At 61.9% G+C, this 19236-nt stretch carries 19 protein-coding genes; 12 read left to right on the top strand and 7 right to left on the bottom strand.

The window, feature by feature from the left end; genetic code table 11:
* Window positions 1-135 precede the first annotated feature (135 nt).
* The 5 genes from B9A97_RS03240 to B9A97_RS03260 all read left to right on the top strand — a co-directional run bounded on the left by B9A97_RS03240 (window position 136) and on the right by B9A97_RS03260 (window position 5777).
* On the top strand, window positions 136-1182 hold the full coding sequence (locus tag B9A97_RS03240; protein ID WP_084363568.1) for an ABC transporter substrate-binding protein: 1047 nt from the start codon (window positions 136-138) through the stop codon (window positions 1180-1182).
* A 72-nt stretch (window positions 1183-1254) separates the two neighbouring features.
* On the top strand, window positions 1255-2076 hold the full coding sequence (locus B9A97_RS03245) for an ATP-binding cassette domain-containing protein (protein ID WP_084363569.1): 822 nt from the start codon (window positions 1255-1257) through the stop codon (window positions 2074-2076).
* An 8-nt stretch (window positions 2077-2084) separates the two neighbouring features.
* Entirely contained in the window at window positions 2085-3335 is a 1251-nt protein-coding gene (locus tag B9A97_RS03250; protein ID WP_084363570.1) for a sugar ABC transporter permease, read from the top strand.
* 22 nt (window positions 3336-3357) lie between these two features.
* Complete coding sequence (locus B9A97_RS03255) at window positions 3358-4086, top strand: SDR family oxidoreductase (RefSeq protein ID WP_084363571.1); 729 nt, start codon at window positions 3358-3360, stop codon at window positions 4084-4086.
* A gap of 56 nt (window positions 4087-4142) precedes the next feature.
* Complete coding sequence (locus tag B9A97_RS03260) at window positions 4143-5777, top strand: FGGY-family carbohydrate kinase (protein ID WP_084363572.1); 1635 nt, start codon at window positions 4143-4145, stop codon at window positions 5775-5777.
* A gap of 109 nt (window positions 5778-5886) precedes the next feature.
* Here the strand turns inward: B9A97_RS03260 and B9A97_RS03265 are convergent, their stop codons facing one another.
* The 4 genes from B9A97_RS03265 to dctP form a co-directional block, all read right to left on the bottom strand.
* Window positions 5887-6345 carry a type II 3-dehydroquinate dehydratase gene (locus B9A97_RS03265; protein WP_244564111.1) on the bottom strand — a complete coding sequence of 153 codons (459 nt, stop codon included), beginning with the start codon at window positions 6343-6345 and terminating at the stop codon, window positions 5887-5889.
* A 1-nt stretch (window position 6346) separates the two neighbouring features.
* Window positions 6347-7648: a TRAP transporter large permease gene (locus tag B9A97_RS03270; RefSeq protein WP_084363573.1), complete on the bottom strand. Its 1302-nt coding sequence runs from the start codon at window positions 7646-7648 to the stop codon at window positions 6347-6349.
* Entirely contained in the window at window positions 7645-8163 is a 519-nt protein-coding gene (locus B9A97_RS03275; RefSeq protein ID WP_084363574.1) for a TRAP transporter small permease, read from the bottom strand. The genes B9A97_RS03270 and B9A97_RS03275 overlap by 4 nt, the downstream gene beginning before the upstream one ends.
* A 74-nt stretch (window positions 8164-8237) precedes the next feature.
* The gene (gene dctP, locus B9A97_RS03280; protein WP_084363575.1) at window positions 8238-9239 is read right to left on the bottom strand and encodes a TRAP transporter substrate-binding protein DctP; all 1002 of its coding nucleotides are present in this window, start codon (window positions 9237-9239) and stop codon (window positions 8238-8240) included.
* 210 nt (window positions 9240-9449) lie between these two features.
* On the opposite strand from dctP, the gene B9A97_RS03285 reads away from it, so the two are divergent.
* Window positions 9450-10118, top strand: a complete 669-nt coding sequence (locus B9A97_RS03285; RefSeq protein ID WP_084363576.1) for a GntR family transcriptional regulator — start codon at window positions 9450-9452, stop codon at window positions 10116-10118.
* A gap of 24 nt (window positions 10119-10142) precedes the next feature.
* On the opposite strand, the gene B9A97_RS03290 is transcribed toward B9A97_RS03285, so the two are convergent.
* From B9A97_RS03290 to B9A97_RS03300, 3 genes are read right to left on the bottom strand one after another with little or no spacing between them, the layout of a single operon-like run.
* Window positions 10143-11129, bottom strand: a complete 987-nt coding sequence (locus B9A97_RS03290) for a sialic acid TRAP transporter substrate-binding protein SiaP (protein ID WP_084363577.1) — start codon at window positions 11127-11129, stop codon at window positions 10143-10145.
* Between the two features lie 34 nt (window positions 11130-11163).
* Complete coding sequence (locus tag B9A97_RS03295; protein ID WP_244564112.1) at window positions 11164-12063, bottom strand: SMP-30/gluconolactonase/LRE family protein; 900 nt, start codon at window positions 12061-12063, stop codon at window positions 11164-11166.
* Between the two features lie 49 nt (window positions 12064-12112).
* Window positions 12113-12988, bottom strand: coding sequence for a shikimate dehydrogenase (locus B9A97_RS03300; RefSeq protein WP_084363579.1), 876 nt, complete (start codon window positions 12986-12988; stop codon window positions 12113-12115).
* A 657-nt stretch (window positions 12989-13645) separates the two neighbouring features.
* On the opposite strand from B9A97_RS03300, the gene B9A97_RS03305 reads away from it, so the two are divergent.
* The 6 genes from B9A97_RS03305 to B9A97_RS03330 are packed head-to-tail and all read left to right on the top strand — an operon-like array spanning window position 13646 to window position 19221.
* Window positions 13646-14797 (top strand): extracellular solute-binding protein, encoded by a 1152-nt coding sequence (locus B9A97_RS03305; protein ID WP_084363580.1) that lies wholly within the window; start codon window positions 13646-13648, stop codon window positions 14795-14797.
* A 23-nt stretch (window positions 14798-14820) separates the two neighbouring features.
* Entirely contained in the window at window positions 14821-15672 is an 852-nt protein-coding gene (locus B9A97_RS03310) for an ABC transporter permease (protein ID WP_084363581.1), read from the top strand.
* A 5-nt stretch (window positions 15673-15677) separates the two neighbouring features.
* On the top strand, window positions 15678-16502 hold the full coding sequence (locus tag B9A97_RS03315; protein ID WP_084363582.1) for an ABC transporter permease: 825 nt from the start codon (window positions 15678-15680) through the stop codon (window positions 16500-16502).
* A 25-nt stretch (window positions 16503-16527) separates the two neighbouring features.
* Window positions 16528-17574 (top strand): ABC transporter ATP-binding protein, encoded by a 1047-nt coding sequence (locus tag B9A97_RS03320; protein WP_084363583.1) that lies wholly within the window; start codon window positions 16528-16530, stop codon window positions 17572-17574.
* Window positions 17564-18412, top strand: a complete 849-nt coding sequence (locus tag B9A97_RS03325; protein WP_084363584.1) for a glycerophosphodiester phosphodiesterase — start codon at window positions 17564-17566, stop codon at window positions 18410-18412. The genes B9A97_RS03320 and B9A97_RS03325 overlap by 11 nt, the downstream gene beginning before the upstream one ends.
* On the top strand, window positions 18409-19221 hold the full coding sequence (locus tag B9A97_RS03330) for an inositol monophosphatase family protein (protein WP_244564113.1): 813 nt from the start codon (window positions 18409-18411) through the stop codon (window positions 19219-19221). Before B9A97_RS03325 ends, B9A97_RS03330 begins: the two co-directional genes overlap by 4 nt.
* The last annotated feature ends 15 nt before the right edge of the window (window positions 19222-19236 follow it).

Raw genomic sequence — 19236 nt, forward strand, 5'->3', positions numbered from 1 at the left:
TGCGGCGCCGATGTGTTCGGCGACGAACGACCTCCTGCGCGCTCAATTCAGGGCGACGCGGATAGGGTGTGGCGAGTGAAGGTCCGGACGGGTTTCTCAAAGCAGATTGTTCCCATTCAAGGAGGAGAGTTAGATATGAAAATTCGTTCCATGCTGCTGGCAACTGTCGGTCTCGCCGCAATAGGGTCCGGTGCCGCCCTGGCGCAAGAGGGGGCGACCGTCGCCTTCCTGATGCCCGACCAGGCGTCGACGCGCTATGAACAGCACGACTATCCCGGTTTCAAGGCTGAGATGAGCAAGCTATGCTCGAGCTGCACCGTGATCTACCAGAACGCCAATGCTGACGTCGCGCTTCAGCAGCAGCAGTTCAACTCGGTGATCGCCCAGGGCGCCAAGGTTGTCGTGCTCGACCCCGTCGATTCGGCTGCGGCCGCGGCGCTGGTCGAAATCGCCCAGTCCCAGGGCGTCAAGGTCATCGCCTATGATCGCCCGATCCCGGACAAGGCTGCCGACTACTATGTTTCCTTCGACAACGAAGGCATCGGCCACGCCATCTCGAAGTCGCTCGTCGAGCATCTGAAGGCCAGTGGCGTTCCGGAAGGTTCCGGCGTGCTGCAGATCAACGGTTCGCCGACCGATGCAGCGGCTGGCCTCATTCGTGACGGCATCCATCGCGGCCTCAAGGACTCCGGCTACAAGACGCTGGCCGAATTCGACACGCCGGAATGGGCGCCGCCGAAGGCACAGGAATGGGCTGCCGGCCAGATCACCCGCTTCGGCGCCGAGATCAAGGGCGTGGTTGCCGCCAATGACGGCACCGGCGGTGGCGCGATCGCTGCCTTCAAAGCTGCCGGCGTGAACCCGGTCCCGCCGGTCACCGGCAATGACGCGACGATCGCTGCCCTGCAGTTGATCATCTCGGGCGACCAGTACAACACGATCTCCAAGCCCTCGGAAATCGTTGCCGCCGCTGCCGCCAATGTCGCCGTCAAGCTGCTCAAGGGCGAGACCGTCGAAGCCAAGACCACGCTCTACAACACGCCGTCCGAACTGTTCGTGCCGGCTGTCGTGACCCAGGAAAACATCAAGGCAGAAATCTTCGACAAGGGCATCCAGAAGCCTGAGGAAGTCTGCACCGGCGAATATGCCGAGGGTTGCAAGAAGCTCGGCATTATCAAGTAATGTCTCCCAAGGCGCTCGGTCGGGGCTTGCCCCGGCCGGGCGTATTCCATTTGCAAAGAAGAGCGCCGCGTCATGCAACGAAATGACATCGGTCTGCCCCCGAAGGGTACGACCATCCTGAAGCTGAGCAATGTCTCGAAGAACTTCGGTGCCGTCTCCGCACTGAGCGATATCGAGCTGGACGTGAAGGCAGGCGAGGTCGTCGCGCTGGTCGGCGACAATGGTGCCGGCAAGTCGACCCTGATCAAGGTTCTCGCCGGCGTGCACCAGCCGAGTGCCGGCCGCATCGAGTTCCTCGGCCAGGAGGTCTCGCTCGACAGCCCGAGCCGCGCGCTCGAACTGGGTATTGCGACCGTGTTCCAGGATCTGGCGCTCTGCGAAAACCTTGACGTGGTGGCCAACCTGTTTCTCGGGCATGAACTGTCGCCGTGGAACCTCGATGAGGTGGCCATGGAAGTGCGCGCCTGGACGCTTCTGCGCGAACTTGCTGCCCGCATCCCCTCGGTGCGCGAGCCGATCGCCTCGCTGTCCGGCGGCCAGCGCCAGACGGTGGCGATTGCCCGTTCGCTGCTTCTCGACCCCAAGATCATCATGCTCGACGAGCCGACGGCAGCCCTTGGCGTTGCCCAGACGGCGGAGGTGCTGAACCTCATCGAGCGGGTGCGCGAGCGCGGCCTCGGCGTGATCATCATCAGCCACAATATGGAAGACGTGCGCGCCGTTGCCGACCGCATCGTCGTGCTCCGGCTGGGCAAGAACAACGGCGTCTTCACACCTGACGCCTCCAATCAGGAACTTGTGGCGGCCATCACCGGCGCCACTGAAAATTCCGTGTCGCGCCGTGCCGGCCGCAAGAGCGGCGAGCAGGCAGCCACCGGTGGGAGCCACGCATGAGCACTGACATGTCCCCCAATTCGAAGCCTACCTCGCTTGCCCTCGATCGCAGCGACGAGCGTGTCAGCCATGCCGACGGCATCGGCGGCATGGTCCGTGCCTTCATCAGCCGCGTTCGCTCCGGCGATCTCGGCATGCTGCCGGTGGCGATCGGCCTGATCGTCATCTCGACGGTGTTCAGCATCCTGAACCCGATCTTCCTGGCGCCGAACAACCTGGTCAATCTTCTGTTCGACTGCGCGACCGTCGGCATCATCTCGCTCGGCATCGTCTGCGTGCTGATCCTTGGCGAGATCGACCTCTCGGTCGGCTCGATGAGCGGTCTCGCTTCGGCGATCATCGGGGTGCTCTGGGTCAATTCCGGCATGTCGCTGCCGCTCGCAATCGGCGCGGCGCTGGTGACCGGTGCAGCCGTCGGTGCGCTCTATGCCATGCTCTACAACAGGCTCGGCATGCCGAGCTTCGTGGCCACGCTTGCCGGCCTGCTCGCACTTCTCGGCATGCAGCTCTACATTCTCGGGCCGACCGGCAGCATCAACCTGCCCTATGCCTCGCCGCTCGTGCGCTTCGGCCAGATCCTCGTCATGCCGGACTGGCTGTCCTATCTGCTGGCGCTGGTGCCTGGCACGGTGCTGATCGTCACCGGTATCGTCATTCGCAACCGTAGGCAGTCGGTCAATCTCTCATCGCAGCCGCTCAGCAGCCTGGTGATCAAGGCCGCCGTCCTTACCCTCGTCCTCGAGGCGGCCGTCTATTATCTCAATCTCGGCCGCGGTGTGCCGTGGATGTTCGGCCTGTTCGTGGCATTGGTGGTGATCCTCAACTATGCGCTGACCAAGACCCAATGGGGCCGCTCGATGTTTGCCGTCGGTGGTAATCGCGAAGCCGCGCGCCGCTCGGGTATCAATGTCCGCCGCATCTACATGAGCGCCTTCATGCTGTGCTCGACGCTCGCCGCCCTTGGTGGCACGCTGTCGGCCGCCCGTCTCGCCTCGTCCAGCCAGCAGGCGGGTACGGGTGACGTCAACCTCAATGCGATCGCGGCAGCCGTCATCGGCGGGACCAGCCTGTTTGGTGGGCGTGGCAGTGCCTATTCCGCGCTGCTTGGCATCATCGTCATCCAGGCGATCTCGAACGGCCTGACGCTGCTCAACCTCAGCTCGTCGCTTCGCTACATGATTACCGGCGCCGTTCTTGCCATTGCCGTCATCGTCGACTCGCTTGCGCGCCGCTCGCGTGTCAGCCACGGCCGCGCCTGACAAAAGAAGACTGGAGAAAGACATGACTGAACTCATGAAGGGCAAGGTTGCCGCCATTACCGGAGCTGCCTCGGGGATCGGCCTCGAATGCGCCCGCACGCTGATTGCCGAAGGCGCGACGGTTGTCCTGATCGACCGCGCCGGGGACAAGCTTGAGACATTGTGCCGGGAGCTCGGCGAGCGCGCCAAGCCTCTGGTGGTGGATCTCTTCGACGGCCCAGCCGTCTCCGGCATGCTTCCGCGCATCCTTGAGCTCGCTGGAGGCCTCGACATTTTCCACGCCAATGCCGGTGCCTATATCGGCGGTCCGGTGGCCGAGGGCGATCCGGATGCCTGGGACCGGATGCTGAACCTCAACATCAACGCCGCTTTCCGCTCCGTGCATGCGGTGCTGCCGCACATGATCGCGCAGAGGTCGGGTGATATTCTTTTCACCAGCTCTATCGCTGGCGTCGTGCCGGTCGTCTGGGAGCCGATCTACACGGCCTCGAAATTTGCCGTCCAGGCCTTCGTGCATTCGACCCGCCGCCAGGTGGCGCAGCATGGCGTGCGTGTTGGCGCCGTCCTGCCGGGGCCGGTGGTAACCGCGCTGCTCGATGACTGGCCGAAGGCCAAGATGGAAGAAGCACTCGCCAATGGCAGCCTGATGCAGCCGAAGGAAGTGGCCGATGCCGTGCTCTTCATGCTGTCGCGCCCGCGCAACGTGACCATCCGCGACCTCGTGATCCTGCCGAACAGCGTCGATCTCTGACGCCGGCAAGATCCCACAAGCCCGCCCATAGCCAGTCGACAGCAGAGCATGAGATCATGAGCCCAGTTCAAAACTCGCCCGAGGGGGCCTCGCACTACGTCATCGGTGTCGATGTCGGGACGGGCAGCGCGCGTGCGGGTCTGTTCGACCTCAATGGCAACATGCTCTCGGTGGCCAAGCGCGACATCACGCTCCACCGCGAGGCGGGCTCGATAGTCGAGCAATCGAGCACCGAGATCTGGAATGCCGTCTGCACGATCATCCGTGAGGCCGTGCAGACAGCCGGTGTGCCGCCCGAACAGGTGGTCGGCCTCGGCTTCGATGCAACCTGCTCGCTGGTGGTGCTGGGCGAGGGTGGTGCGCCGCTTGCCGTCGGGCCTTCGGAAGAGGCCGAGCGCGACATCATCGTCTGGATGGATCACCGCGCGGTTGCGCAGGCCGAGCGCATCAACGCGATGGGCCACGACGTGTTGCGTTATGTCGGCGGTCGCATCTCGCCCGAGATGGAAACGCCGAAGATCCTGTGGCTCAAGGAAAACCGCCCGGCGACCTTCGCCGCCGCCTGGCAGTTCTTCGATCTGGCCGATTTCCTCACCTGGAAATCAACAGGCGATCTCGCCCGCTCGACCTGTACCGTGACCTGCAAATGGACCTATCTCGCCCATGAGGCGCGCTGGGACGACAGCTATTTCAAGAAGATCGGCCTTGAAGAGCTGGCGGCTGAAGGTTTTGCCCGCATCGGCACTGAGATCGTCGAGCCCGGCACGCGCCTGGGGCAGGGGCTGACGGCAGAGGCCGCCCAAGCCATGGGGCTCAAGCCCGGCACGGCCGTGGCGGCCGGCATGATCGATGCCCATGCCGGTGGCATCGGCACGGTCGGCATCGGCGGCAAGCCCGCCGAGAACCTGGCCTATGTCTTCGGCACCTCCTCCTGCACCATGACGTCGACGACCGAGCCAGTCTTCGTGCCCGGCGTCTGGGGCCCCTATTATTCGGCCATGGTACCCGGCATGTGGCTGAACGAGGGTGGCCAGAGTGCCGCGGGGGCCGCGATCGACCAGCTTCTCTCGTTTCATCCGGCTGCTGCCGGGGCGTCCGCCATGGCTCGGGCCAAGGGTCTTTCCTTGCCAGCCTTCATGGCCGAACAGGCGGCATTGAAGGTGGCGAATGCCTCGGAGACCGTCGACCTTGCGGCCGGCCTGCATGTCGTGCCGGAATTTCTCGGCAACCGTGCACCCTTCGCCGACCCGCATGCCCGTGCCGTGATCGCGGGCCTGGGCATGGAGCGGGACTTCGACAATCTCATCGCGCTCTACATCGCCGGTCTCTGCGGCATCGGTTACGGCCTTCGCCAGATCATCGAAACGCAGGCAAAATCCGGCGCCTCGGTCGAGCGGGTCGTCATCAGCGGCGGCGCGGGTGCAAGCCCGCTGGTGCGCCAGATCCTGGCCGATGCCTGCGGCAAGCAGGTCGTGGCGACCGTCGCGGACGAACCTGTCCTGCTCGGCTCGGCCATCCTCGGCAGTGTGGCGGCAGGCGTCTACCCGGATGTTCGCGACGCCATGAACGCGCTTTCCGCGATTGCTTCCGTCTATGCACCTGTTGGCGATGGCATCGCCGAAATCCACGGGAGACGTTACCAGGCCTTTCTCGGCCTCCAGGATGTATCGAGGACGATACGGGATTTCTGAAACAGCTAGGCGACCCTGACTGACCGCTGGCGTATCTGCGGCAGGCGAATACGCGATCAAGAACGTACACGCCATGCTGGGGCAAACCGTCTGCAGGCGCCCGATGGTGTCAGCGCTTGCCCTCGGTAATCAGCAGTTCCAGGGCGCGCACCGCCATCGGGTAACCCTTGGCACCAAGGCCGGCCATAACGGTGGTTGCGGTCATCGATACATAGGAGCGATGATAGATCGGCTCGCGCCGATGCACATTGCTGATGTGATATTCGATGATCGGCCCCGGAAACATCTTCAGGGCATCCAGCAGCGCCAGCGACGTGAAGGTGAAGGCGGCGGGGTTTATGATGATACCGGCGCCCTCGTCGATTGCCTCGTGCACGAGGTCGATCAGCTTTTCTTCGCTATTGGTCTGCCGGAAGACCAGGGGGCGATCGCCCGCCGCCTCCCGGCACCATGCCTCCACATCGGCCAGGGTGTCGTGACCGTAGATCTCCGGCTCGCGCTTGCCCAGCCGGTTGAGGTTGGGTCCGTTCAGCACATATATTGGCTTCAGGGTGTTGGTGTCCATCATGTCAACCCTGGTAGCCCAGCAGTCGTGGCAGCCACAGCACCACGTCAGGCACGAAGGTGATCACGATAAGGCAAACCACCATGCCTGCGAGGAAAGGCAAGGCATCGCGGATGATGTCTCGCACCGGTACGCCCGAGATGTTGGTCATGATGAACAGCAGCAGTCCATATGGCGGTGTCACCAGCCCGAGCATGATGTTGACGACGACCACGACACCGAAATGCACCAGGTCGATGCCCAGCGCCTGGGCGGTGGGAATGAAGACCGGCACGATGATCAGCAGAATGGCGGTGCCTTCGAGCACGCAGCCAAGCAACAGCAAGAGCACGTTGACAAGGATCAGAAACCCGGTCGGCGACAGATCCCAGCTCGTCAGCACGACACGCAGCGTATCGGGGATGTTTTCGATGGTGACGACATAGTTGAAGACAAGGGCACCCGCGATCAGCAGACCGATGGAGGTCGATGATTTCGCGCTCAGCAGCAGCGAGTCGTAGAAGGCGCCCCAACTGATGCTGCGATAGATGCCGATGGAAATCACCAGCGCATAGGCGGCAGCGAGTGCTGCGGCCTCGGTCGGTGTGGTCACGCCGGAATAGATGCAGCCCAGCAGCAGGACCGGCATCATCAAGGCCGGAAAGGCGCGGATCGTGATCTTCGGGATTTCCCGGACAGGAACAGGCTCTTCGATGGGGAACTTGCGGCGGCGGGCGTCATAGGCAACCTGCGCCATCTGCATGACGGCCATCAGCAGGCCCGGCACCATGCCGGCAAGGAACAGATAGCCGATGGAGGCGTCCGAGACGAGGGCATAGATGACCATCGGAATGGATGGGGGAATGATCGGGCCGATCACCGACGTTACCGCCGTGAGGGCCGCCGCGTAGCTCGCGGGGTAGCGACCGTCGCGCGTCATCATGTTCTGCATCATCCGGCCGCTTCCGGCCGCATCGGCCACCGCTGACCCTGACATGCCGGCAAAGATGATGCTCTGCACGACATTGACCTGTGCCAGACCGCCGCGGAAACGACCGACGAGCACGTTGCAGAACGCCAGCAGGCGCTCCGTCATGGAGCCGACATTCATGAATTCGGCAGCGAGGATGAAAAGCGGCACCGAGAGGATGACGTAGTTCGAATACATGCCGTTCAGAAACTGTTCGGCCACCGTGCCCATGTCTGCCCCGACAAGGTAGAGGTAGACGATGGAACCGGTCATCATCGAAAGGCCGATCGGCAGGCCCAGAAAGGCCAGCGCCGTGATGAGGACGATCGAAATCGAAAATGGACTTGTGAGATTCATACGCCTGAGCCCGCTTTGGTGGGGTCGAAGGCTTCGGGCGCCTTGCCACGGATGGCGGCGAAACCGAGCCAGAGGTAGCGGACGATCATGGCGACCGCGAAGACCACATAGATGGAATAGAGATAGTCGAAGCGGATCTTGAGATAGGCCGTGCTTTCAACCTTCATGAAGGCGACGTAGTCGATCACCGCCGGCAGCGACACACCGAAGGCGACCACCAGGGCCACCGCACAGATGATCTGCATGATCCGTCTGGCACCGGAACTGGCGCTGGCCCAGAAGAAGTCGAACCGGATCTCCTCAACTTCGCGGATGACGAAAGCCGAGCCGAACAGCACGATCCAAATCCACAAGGCAACGCTTGCCTCATGGGTCCAGCCAATCGATAGATTGAGCGCATACCGGAACAGGATCTGCAAAATGAAGATGACGAACATGCTGAAGAGCATGAATGCAATCAGGTTCTCGGCGCGGGCCCTGAGCCAGGCGCCCCACGACATTAAATTGGATTTCATCCGGTTCGCTTTCGAGAAGAGGGGCACCGCAGGCCGATCGCGTGACCAACCTGCGGCGCCGTCCCGTTGAGGGGTTAGAGACCTGCGACCTTTTCAAGGATTCCGGCAGGCCAGCTCTTTGCCAGGTCGGACGCCAGGTATTTCTCCTGGGCGAACTTGCGGAAGGCGTCGATGTCAGGCTGATAGACCTGCAAGCCGGCCGCCTTGAATTCCTCGACCAGCTTGGCTTCCTGCGCCAGGTGCTGCTCCTCGCTCCACTGCATCGCCTTGTCGGCCGCCGCCTGGATCTTGGTGCGCTGTTCGTCCGAAAGGCCCTTCCAGACCTCGCTGGAAATCGTCAGCAGGTCATAGCCGATCAGGTGGGAGGTCAGCACGATCTGTGACATCACTTCGTAGAACTTCATGTTCTTGACGTTGGGAAGCGGATTGTCCTGGCCATCAATGGCGCCGGTCTGCAGGCCCGTATAGACCTCGGCATAGGCCATGGGCACCGGATTGGCCCCGATTGCCTGGCCGAGGAACTGCCAGGCGTCGCCACCGGGCATGCGCAGCTTGACGCCGGCCAAATCGGCTGGAGTCGCGACCTTCTTGTCCAGTTTCAACCCGACCTGGCGGGCGCCGAAATAGGTGGGACCCAGAATATGGATGCCGGCCTTTTCCTCGGCCATTTTCTTGAACTCGGCGCCGACGTCGCTGGCGAAGAAGGCGCGGACATGGGCGGCATCACGGAACAGGTAGGCCGATGTCAGCACGGACCATTCCGGGATCTGCTTGGAAATATCCTGCGGGGCGATATTGCCCATCTGCAGGTTGCCGCGCTGCAGCGCTACCAGTTCGGTTCCCTGCTTGAAGAGCGTGCCGCCGTAGAAGGGTTCGACCTTGGCCGTATCCTTAAGCTCTTCCGCGAACATCTTGACCATGCCGGCGCGGATGTCCTGCTCCGAAAAGACGGCAGAAAATTTCAAGACCGGCGCATCCTGGGCGAGCGACTGGCCGGGCAGGGCGAGCGCAGCAGACACACTGGCGACCGCCAGGCAGGCGCCCATCAGGAAACGTCTCGTGAATGTGTTGGGCATTTTGATTCCTCCTCAAAACCCTGACCGCCTCCACGGACCAGGAATTCCCTCTGAATAACAGGTCAAAACCCGTCACCATCATTTTGTACTAAACGGTTCGTTTATGTCAATACATGATTAGGAAATCTGTGGAAGCTGATATCATAATTCATCTTGCATTTCATCTGGTATTTTGCATTTTACCTTACATAGGGAACGGGAGCTGAATTTTTGGATCCGCATCGCAACGGAGAGACGGTTGGGGATGTGGCATCCCGGCTGATCCGGCAGGATATCCTTGCCGGCGTTTTGGAACCCGGCGCTAAGCTTCGGCTTGAACACCTGAAGGATCGCTACGGCGTGAGCGTGCCGACGCTGCGGGAGATCCTCAGCCGACTGTCAGCCGAAGATCTTGTCATTGCCGAGGGACAGCGCGGCTTTCATGTCAGCCCCGCCACGCCGCAGGAACTGATGGAGCTTGGTGAGTTGCGCGCGCTGCTCGAATGCCACGCGGTCTCTCTCTCGTTTGCTGCGGGCGATCTGGAGTGGGAGGCCGGGGTGGTTGCCGCACACCACAAGCTGATGGCCGTCGAGGGACGACTGATCGGTGGCGACATGCAGCGCACGGCGGACTGGGTGCGCTATGACTGGGAGTTTCACCGCGCGCTGGTCTCCGCCTGCAAATCCCAGACCCTGATGAACACCTTGTCTTCCGTGTTCGACCGCTTCCTGCGCTACCATCTTCTGGCGCGCAGCTTCCGCGGGAAGGCCGTATCGGATGATCACCGCAAGCTCTTCGAATTTGCTTTGGCCCGTGACGTGGCTGGAGCAACCGCCATGCTGAAGCAGCATGTGGACCACGGCATTGCCCATGTGCTGGCAACCGGCCGCTTTAGCTAGAAGCGGCCGGTGAACTGATATCGATCAGAGGGCGTTGATGCGCTCGAGCATGCCTGCGGGCCAGGATTTGGATAGCGGCGATTCCAGATACTGCTTCTGCGCATAGGTGCGGAACGCCTCAACGTCGGGCTCATAAACCTCAAGCCCTTCGCCCTTGAAGAAGTCGATCAACTCCTTCTCCTGCTTCAGATATTCCGCGGTGCTGGAGGCGAAGGCCTTCTTGGCCAGCGAGCGCATACGCTCCTGCTCGTCCTTGGGCAGCGCATCGAAAATCTTGGAGCTCACCAGGAACATGCCGAAGCCGATATTGTGGCTGGTCAGCACGATCTGGTCCGTGACTTCGTAGAATTTCATCAGCTTGTCGTTCGGCAGGGGATTGTCCTGGCCGTCGATCGCCCCGGTCTGTAGTGCGGTATAGGTTTCGGCATAGTCCACCGCCACAGGATTGGCGCCGATTGCCTTGCCGAGGAACTGCCAGCTTTCGCCGCCGGGCATGCGCAGCTTCACGCCGGCCAAGTCCTCCGGCTTCATGATCTTCTTGTCGCCCTTCAGGTTGACCTGGCGCGCGCCGTAATAGACCGGTGCCAGAATTTCGACCTTCAGCTTCTCCCGCGCGATCTTGCGGAACTCCTCGCCGATCTCGCTGTCGAAGATCGCATTCAGGTGGTCGGGGCTGCGCACCACATAGGCAGCGCCCAGGATGTCGAATTCCGGTGCCTGCTTGGCAAGATCGGCCGGCGGCAGGATTGCCATGTCGAGATTGCCGCGCTGGATGGCGACGAGTTCGGTCCCCTGCTTGAACAGCGTCGAGTTGAAGAAGGGCTCGAATTTGTAGCCGTCACCCAGTTCCTTGGCGAAGATATTGACCAGTGCCACCGAACGGGGTGCATCCGCGGTGGTCACATCTGCAAAGCGCAGCGCTTGCTGGGCGAACGCTGCCATTGGCATTGCCGCGAATGCGACGATCGCAACACCGGCAGCAAGCAAACTACGTCTTGTCGTGGAAATCATGTCATCCTCCTCCTTGCTCCTCTTTGGAGCGTCTTCAAATTGCAAACTTGTTTTCCGGCAGGCCCTGGGCGATGCCCTGCACCGCGAACACGGAGCCTGCCAGAGGTTCCGCAGCCAGCTGTTCCGGCGACAGGAATTTCGCCGCCGTGGTTATGAACAGCGTGTCCAGCCTCTCGCCGCCGAAGCAGACGCAGGTCGGATTGGTGACCGGTAGCGGTATAATCGTGTCGATGCGGCCGTCCGGTGCGTAACGGACCACCCGTCCGCCGGCGAAAAATGCCGTCCAAAGCCCGCCATCGGCATCGAAGCAGGCGCCGTCAGGCCGATCGCCTGTCGCGGAATAGTCGGCAAACATCCGCTTGTTGGAGATCTCGCCGCTGTCAGGATCCATGTCGAACACGTAGCTCTGGTACCGCCGCGTATCGGTGAAGTGGAATCGGCGGCGATCCGGTGACATGGCAATGCCATTGGCCACGATCACATCGCCGAACAGTTTCTCGACATGGCCATCGGGATCCACCCGGTACAACCCGCCATTCGGACGATGCAGGGCATTGTCCATGGTGCCGATCCAAAGCCGTCCCCAGGCATCGACCCTGCCGTCGTTCAGCCTGTTGTCGAAACCGTGCTCGACGGTGGCAAAATGCGTGATGGAACCATCCGGATGGCGCGATACGAGGTCGGTATCCCGTGCCAAGAGGTGACCGCCGGAGCGTGTCAGCGCCTGGCTGCCCAGGAATGCGCAATCGGAAGCCGGGAATACCTGGTGATCGTCACCTGAGGCCGTCACGCTTTGCAGCTTCGGCTTTTCGATGTCCAGCCACCACAGCCGTCCGGTTTCAGGGCACCATAATGGGGTTTCTCCCAACTGGTCCTGCCCGCGCACCAGGCACTCCACCCGGCTTGCCTCGATCGTCTTGGTCGTGCCGCTCACGTTCCCCTCCCTCATGACGAACAGGCGTTCCTCGCGCCGGCCGTCAACATCAAGCGCGCGAGCGCGCTGCTTCCGTCAAAGTCTGAAAATGTGCCCGCATGCGCTCGGCGTCCGGCTCGATGCCTGTGAACAGCGCAAAGGCGCCGACCGCCTGATAGACGGCCATGCCTCCTCCATCCGCCACGCGGCAACCGCGCCGGCGGGCTTCGGCCAGCAATGCCGTCTCCAGCGGGAAATAGACGATTTCAGCCACCCACAGGTCCGGCCGCAGCAACTCGGCTGGCAGCGGCAGGCCGGGATGCTTGTCCATGCCCGTCGGCGTGGCGTGGACAAGCCCGGTCGCAGCCCCAAGTGCTGCATCCGGCGTCACGGCGCTGACGATCGAAGCCGATGGAAAGTGCCGTGCCATGCTCATGGCCAGGGTCTGCGCCCGGGCCGGATCGACGTCCACGATCGTCAATGCGCGAGCACCCAGCTTGAGAATGGCAAATGCCGTCGCCGCGCCCGCACCGCCAGCGCCCAGCTGAACGACATGGGACAGATCGGCATCGGGCAATTGCCGCCGAAAGCCCTCGGCAAACCCCCACCAATCCGTATTGTGGCCGATCCGCCGGCCATTGCGCAGGACGACGGTGTTGACCGCGCCCAAGGTTGCCGCCTCATCCGACAGCTCATCGAGGAGCGGCATGACGGTCTGCTTGCAGGGATGCGTGATGTTCAGCCCGAGGAAACCGCGCTGTTCAGCCTCTGCCAAGAGCTGCGGCAACTGCTCGACGCCGACACCAAGGACGTCGAGATCAAGCAGCTCATAATCGTAGCGGTAGCCGTGTGCCGCTCCTTCAGCCATGTGCATGGCCGGTGTCAACGATCGCTGAATGCCTGATCCGATCAAGCCAACGCGCATCAAGCTTGTGAGATGATCCATATGCTTCTCCACGCCCTGTCGAACACGGGCGTGTACTCCTCCTGCCGCGAGCTGCCGCTCTCTCCAACAGCCGCCCCATTCACTAAGGCAAGAGATATTGTACTAACTAGTTCGTGTCAATCCGATCCAGAGATGGTTCTGGATTGTCACATGAGGCGGAGGCGGTTCATGCGAAGCCCCCAAAACCATGCGGATCGCTTTTTGCCGGATCGGACAGACGACCGCGATGGCTAAGCTCACGCGGCGTCCGGCTGTTGCAGCACGAAATGCTGATCGTCGACTTGTCTGTAGACCGGTTCGGGCATTGCATATCCCAGCGGATGGACGGCTGGATCAGCGGCCTCACGCCGTGTCCAGCCCAGGCTGAGACTCTTTTCGGCAACCATCCGGCTATGCGTCAAATACCCATTTGCCGGATCTAATTGTCATCAAAGCTTCGTCTAAGCGCATTACTACCCAGGCGTCCGATAAATGTCGTTGCACGCGCGTGCAATTTCATTTTTTATTCACGTGTGGCCCGGTCTGCCGGGTCCGCACGTAGCTTGTCCGGACGCGAGTTTGAGGAGACGCATGGTCGAGCCATTTGGCTTGGTCGCGGGCGTCTGGATTTTGGCAATAAGCCGACGTCGCATGACGCGGCAACCGAGGGAGAAGACGATGAAGCGTCGCGCATTCCTGATTTCCACCGCCGGCACTGTCGCCGGCATGATGATCCTGCCGAAGCTGTCCTTTGCAGCCGAAGGCCAGATCGACTGGTACACCGGATCTGATGCCAATGTGCTCGATTTCTGGACCAATACCGTCAAGCCGGCCTTCGAGGCTGCCAATGCCGGTATCAAGCTCAACCTTGTCGATGCTGGCGACAATGCCGGTATCCAGGCCATCGCCGATCGCGCGATCGCTGCAATGCAGACCAAGACCGATCCGCAGGCCGACTACTTCGAACATGCCGACCCGCGTCTTCCGAAGGGTGCGATCGAAGCCGGCCTCTACGTCAATATGAAGGAAGCCGGCCTGTCGAACTATTCGAAGGTCAATCCGCTCGCCATCGACAGCGACTTCTCGCTGCCCTATCGCGGCAGCCAGGTGCTTCTGGCCTATGACACCACCAAGCTGTCGGCTGCGGATGCGCCGAAGACCTGGGACGCGCTCGTTGCCTGGATCAAGGCAAACCCGGGCCAGTTCGTCTATAACCGCCCCGACAAGGGTGGCTCCGGCGGCAATTTCGTCCGCCGTGCGATCCATCAGGCCAACGGCCTCGATCCCAAGGTCTTCAAGGTCGACAACTACACCGAAGCCTTCGGCAATGAGGCGCTCGGCAAGGCTTGGGAAATCCTCAAGGACATCGCACCGTCGCTTTACGACAAGGGTGCCTATTCGTCCGGCAACACCCAGTCGATCCAGTTGCTGGCCCAGGGCGTGGTCACGATGACCCCGGTCTGGTCCGACCAGGTTCTGCAGGCGATCGCCCAGGGCGTCCTGCCGGAAACGACCGGCATCGTGCAGCTTCAGGATCTCGCGCTTTGCGGCAACTTCTCGCGCGCCGTGGTTCTGAGCAACGGCAAGAACCGCGACGCGGCGCTGAAGCTGGCCGACTTCATCCTGACTGAAGAAATCCAGGGTGCCATTCTCTCCGAACTCGGCGGCTTCCCCGGCGTCAGCTGGGAATATGTCTCCGACGATCTGCGCCAGAAGTTTGCCGACATCATCCCGAAGACCATCCCGACCTTCCCCGCGGGCGCCTGGGAAGTTGCGGTCAACGATGGTTGGTATCGGAACGTGGCGCCGACCATCGACCGCAAGTCGTGAGTTCAGGCGTGACATCGTCTGCCATGTCAGCCAAGACGTCGGGCAGGGGGCTGGTTGGCCTCCTGCTCGTCGCGCTGCCGGTTTCTCTCGTCGGATGGCTTGTCATCTGGCCTATCATCAGTGCCGTCATCCGGACGGTTTGGCGAACATCGCCCGAGGGCTCGGCGGGGTTTGACCTGTCGAGCTACGTCTTCTTCTTTTCCGATGCCTATAGCCTCAATAATCTCAGCCTGACGCTCTGGACCACCGCCGTCTGCGCCCTGCTGCTGCTTGTCGTATCACTGCCGATCGCCCTCTATCTGCGTTTTGCCAGTGGGAGCATTGCCTCCTATGTGCAGGCGCTTGCAATCCTGCCGATGTTCGTCCCCTCGATCATCCTGGCCTATGCGCTGATCCGCGTTCTCGGCCCGAATGGCATGGTCGACCTGCTGCTGAATTTCGCCGGCCTGGGCAAGCTGCGCACCCCCTATCTGACGCCATGGGGGCCGGTGATCGGCCTCGTCTGGGACAATATCCCGCTGACGGTGCTGATCCTGCTGTCGGGTCTCGGATCTGTCGGCAACATGGCGATCGAGGCGGCGCGCGATGTGGGGGCCAACCGGCTTCAGGTGCTCTGGCACATCATCCTGCCGCAGATCACCAATTCCATCCTGGTCGCGCTTTCCTTTGCGGTGCTCGGCATCTTCTCGGCCTTCACGCTGCCCTATCTGCTGGGGCCTGCCTCGCCGGAAATGATGGGGCCCTTCATGCAGCGCACCTTCCGTGACCTGAATGATCCCGTCGCGGCCATCACCCAGGCAGTGATCACGTTCGGCTTCTGCATCGTGTTTGGCCTGTTCTACGTGCGCTCCGTCGCCCGCAATCAACGGAAGTGACATCCATGCGCCAATCCCTTGCCAGACTGCGTCCCATTGACGGTTTCGGTATTCTGCTGGCCCTGCTGCTTTCGGTCGTGGTCATCCTTCCGCTCCTGGTGGTCGGCGTCTGGGCCTTTACGGAGGTCTGGCGTTACCCGAACGTGATGCCACAACAGTTCGGCCTGCGCTTTTGGGCGCAGACCCTGAACCGTGCAGACGTGTGGAACGCGCTGTGGCTGAGCCTCACGCTTTCGGCCGTGGTCACGCTTGCTTCCGCCATCATCTGCCTGCCGGCCGCATATGCCTTTGCGCGCATGCGTTTCCCGGGCCGTGACCTGCTATTCTTTTCGTTTCTTGCCGGTCACGCCTTTCCGAAGTTCGGGTTGTTGGTCGCGATCGCTGCCATTTTCCTGCAACTCGACCTGATCGGCACTTTCTGGGGCGTCGCCCTGATCCAACTCGTCAACACGCTGATGTTCATGATCTGGATCCCGGTTGCAGCCTTCCAGGCTGTCGACCGACGCATGGAAGAAGCGGCTCGCGATGTCGGCGCCGGGCCGTTCCGGGTGTTCTGGTCGATCACGCTGCCCCAGGCAGCACCGACCATTGTCGCAGCGCTGCTGCTGACCTTTGTCGGCACCTTCTACGAGACGGAGGGCGCCTGGCTGATCGGCGCGCCGGGCATTCGCACCATGCCCGTGCTGATGATCAGCTTCATCAACAACCAGATGGTCATCCAGTTTGGCGCGGTCTTGTCCGTCATGCTCTGGGTACCATCCTTCATCGCACTGATGTTCGCCCGGCGGGTGATCGGCGGAAACGCCTTCGCCAGGGGGTTCGGAGGATGAGGGGCAGCAATACAGGAATGACAACATGTCGAAACTGAGCATCCGTGCGGTCTCCAAGGTCTTTGCCGGCGCGACGACCGCCGTCGACAACGTCTCCCTCGAGGTTGCGGATGGCGAGCTGGTCTGCCTGCTCGGTCCGTCCGGCTCCGGCAAATCGACCTTGCTGCGGATGGTCGGAGGCTTCGAGCAGCCGACATCGGGAACGATCGCGATCGACGACCAGGACGTGACGCGCCTGCCGCCCGAGAAGCGTCCGACGGGCATGGTGTTTCAGAGCCATGCGCTCTGGTCCCACATGAATGTTTTCAACAATCTCGCCTTCGGCCTGAAGCTGCGGGGACGCCCCAAGGACGAAATCCGCGACAGGGTCGAGGCCGTGCTCGAACTGGTGGGCTTGAAGGGCTATGGCGGGCGCATGACCAATGCGCTCTCGGGTGGCCAGCAGCAGCGTGTGGCACTCGCGCGCTCCCTGATCCTGGAACCGAAGATCCTGCTGCTGGATGAACCGTTTGCGAGTCTCGACCAGCATCTGCGCGAGCGACTTCGGGAGGAGGTCCGTGATATCCAGCTTCGGCTGAAGATCACGACTCTGTTCGTGACGCACGGTCAGGACGAGGCGCTTTCCATGGCGGATCGTGTCGTGGTCATGCGCAACGGTGCGACGGAACAGGCCGATCGGCCCGAGGTCATCTACCGCGATCCGCAGACACCCTTCGTGGCAGGCTTTATCGGCACCATGAACTTCATCGAAGGCAGGGTCGAGAAAGGCCGTTTTCTGCATGCCGACGTTGCGGTGGATCTGCCGGTGGACGACGGGCCGATCACGCTTGCCGTGCGGCCCGAGGCGCTGGATCTTCAGCCCAGCGGAACCGGCCGGGCGACCATTCATCGCGTGACCGACTTCGGTACCCACGGTCTGGTCGATCTGCATCTGTCCGATGGCGTCAGGGTAAAATCCCTGGTTCGGAGCCCGGAGCCGTTCCGGTCCGGCCAGACGGTCGACCTCAATCCCCGCGCCTTTGCCGCTTTCCGCGACAACATCAAACTCTACCGGACCGCCGATGCACACTGATCCGATTTTTGTCGACCGCAATGGTCACAGGACCCTGCTCAAATGGCACCGGGCGAGGCGAAAGGCGAGCGATCCCGAGTTTACCCCGACGCGCATTCTCGAAGCCATGCGGGTTGGCGCCAGTGTGGAGGTCGACCTTGTCGTGCATGCCGATCGGGGCTTCGCAATCTTGCATGACCTCGACCTGGATCATGGCACGACCGGATCCGGTGCTGTCTTCGAGACAACAGGAGAAGCGCTGCGCCAACTCTTCCTGCGAGGCAATGACGGCACGCCGATTGCCGACCGGGTGATGCTGCTCGAAGATCTCTGCGAACTGCTGAAGGCAAGCCCCGCCCATCCCGATGCCCTGCTGCAGCTCGACTACAAGGAAGACCTGTCGCGTCTCGCACCGGCAGTCGTCGCCAACTTCGCCGCCGCGGTTACGCCTGTGTCTCACGCGATGATCCTCTCCGGCGGGGACAGCGCTGCGGTCGCCCGGCTCGCAGCCGCAACATCAGGTCTGAAAACCGGCTACGACCCGACCTATGTCGGCGTGCTTGATGACCTGAAGTCCCAAGAGGATTTTTCGCAGTTCATCTCTGCCGCGCTGAAGACCGCGCCGGACGCGGCGATGATCTATCTCGATTACGAGCTCATCCTGGCAGCCGATGCCGCCGGTGTCGATATGGTGGCCGCCGTTCACGCTGACCGTCGTCGGGTGGATGCCTGGACCATTCGCTCCGTCAATCCCACCACGCGGCGGCAGGTCCAGCGCCTGCTGGAACTGCGCGTGGATCAAATCACGACCGATGACCCTGAAGGTCTGAATGCCGCCTTGGCGGAAGGAACTGCATGATGTCCATCAATCCAGCACATGTTCTGGCCGACATGGTTGAGGCGGCGCGGCGCGCCGGCGAATTGACGCTTGACCACTTTCACCGCCGGGAGACGCTTGAGATCGGCATCAAGGGCCCGGGTGATTTCGTCAGCATCGCCGATGAGCAATCCGAGACCTTGATCCGTGAGTATTTGCTGACGCGCTATCCCGACTGGAGCCTGAGCGGGGAAGAATTTCCGCCCGTCGAGGGCGTGGATACATCCTACCGCTTCCTCGTCGATCCGATCGATGGAACCACCAACTTTCTGAACGGCCTCGACTATACCATCACCATTTCATTACGGCAGGGTGCAGAGACCGTTTGTGGCCTCGTCTACAATCCGGTGACGAACGAGATGTTCACCGCGCAGAAGGGGCAGGGCGCCTATCTCAATGGCCGAAAGCTCGTGATGCGCGACAGCGTTGATGTCGGCCAGATGGTGGTCGGCACCGGCCTTCCAACCCCGAACCTCTCCCTGCATCCCGGCGCCTATGAAAGACTTGATGCCATCCGCGCGCCGATCGGGGCTGTCCGCGTGCTCGGCAGTGCTGCCAATTGCTGCGCCTATGTCGCCTGCGGCCGTTTCACCGGCTATTTCGAGCAGACCGGTTTCGTCGACACGGCGGCCGGTATTCTGCTCGTGGAAGAGGCCGGTGGCATCGTGACGGATTGGTGGGGTCGGGGTCCGGAGTATTTTGAAAAGTCCGGACTGCTCATCGTCGCCAACCGGGCAACCCATGCTTTCCTGCTGAGCAAACTTCGCGGCGTCGAACCGCCACAGACTTGAATCGCTACGATCCAA

The sequence above is a fragment of the Rhizobium sp. RU36D genome, assembly GCF_900176345.1.
In the GTDB taxonomy this organism is placed as follows: Bacteria; Pseudomonadota; Alphaproteobacteria; order Rhizobiales; family Rhizobiaceae; genus Allorhizobium.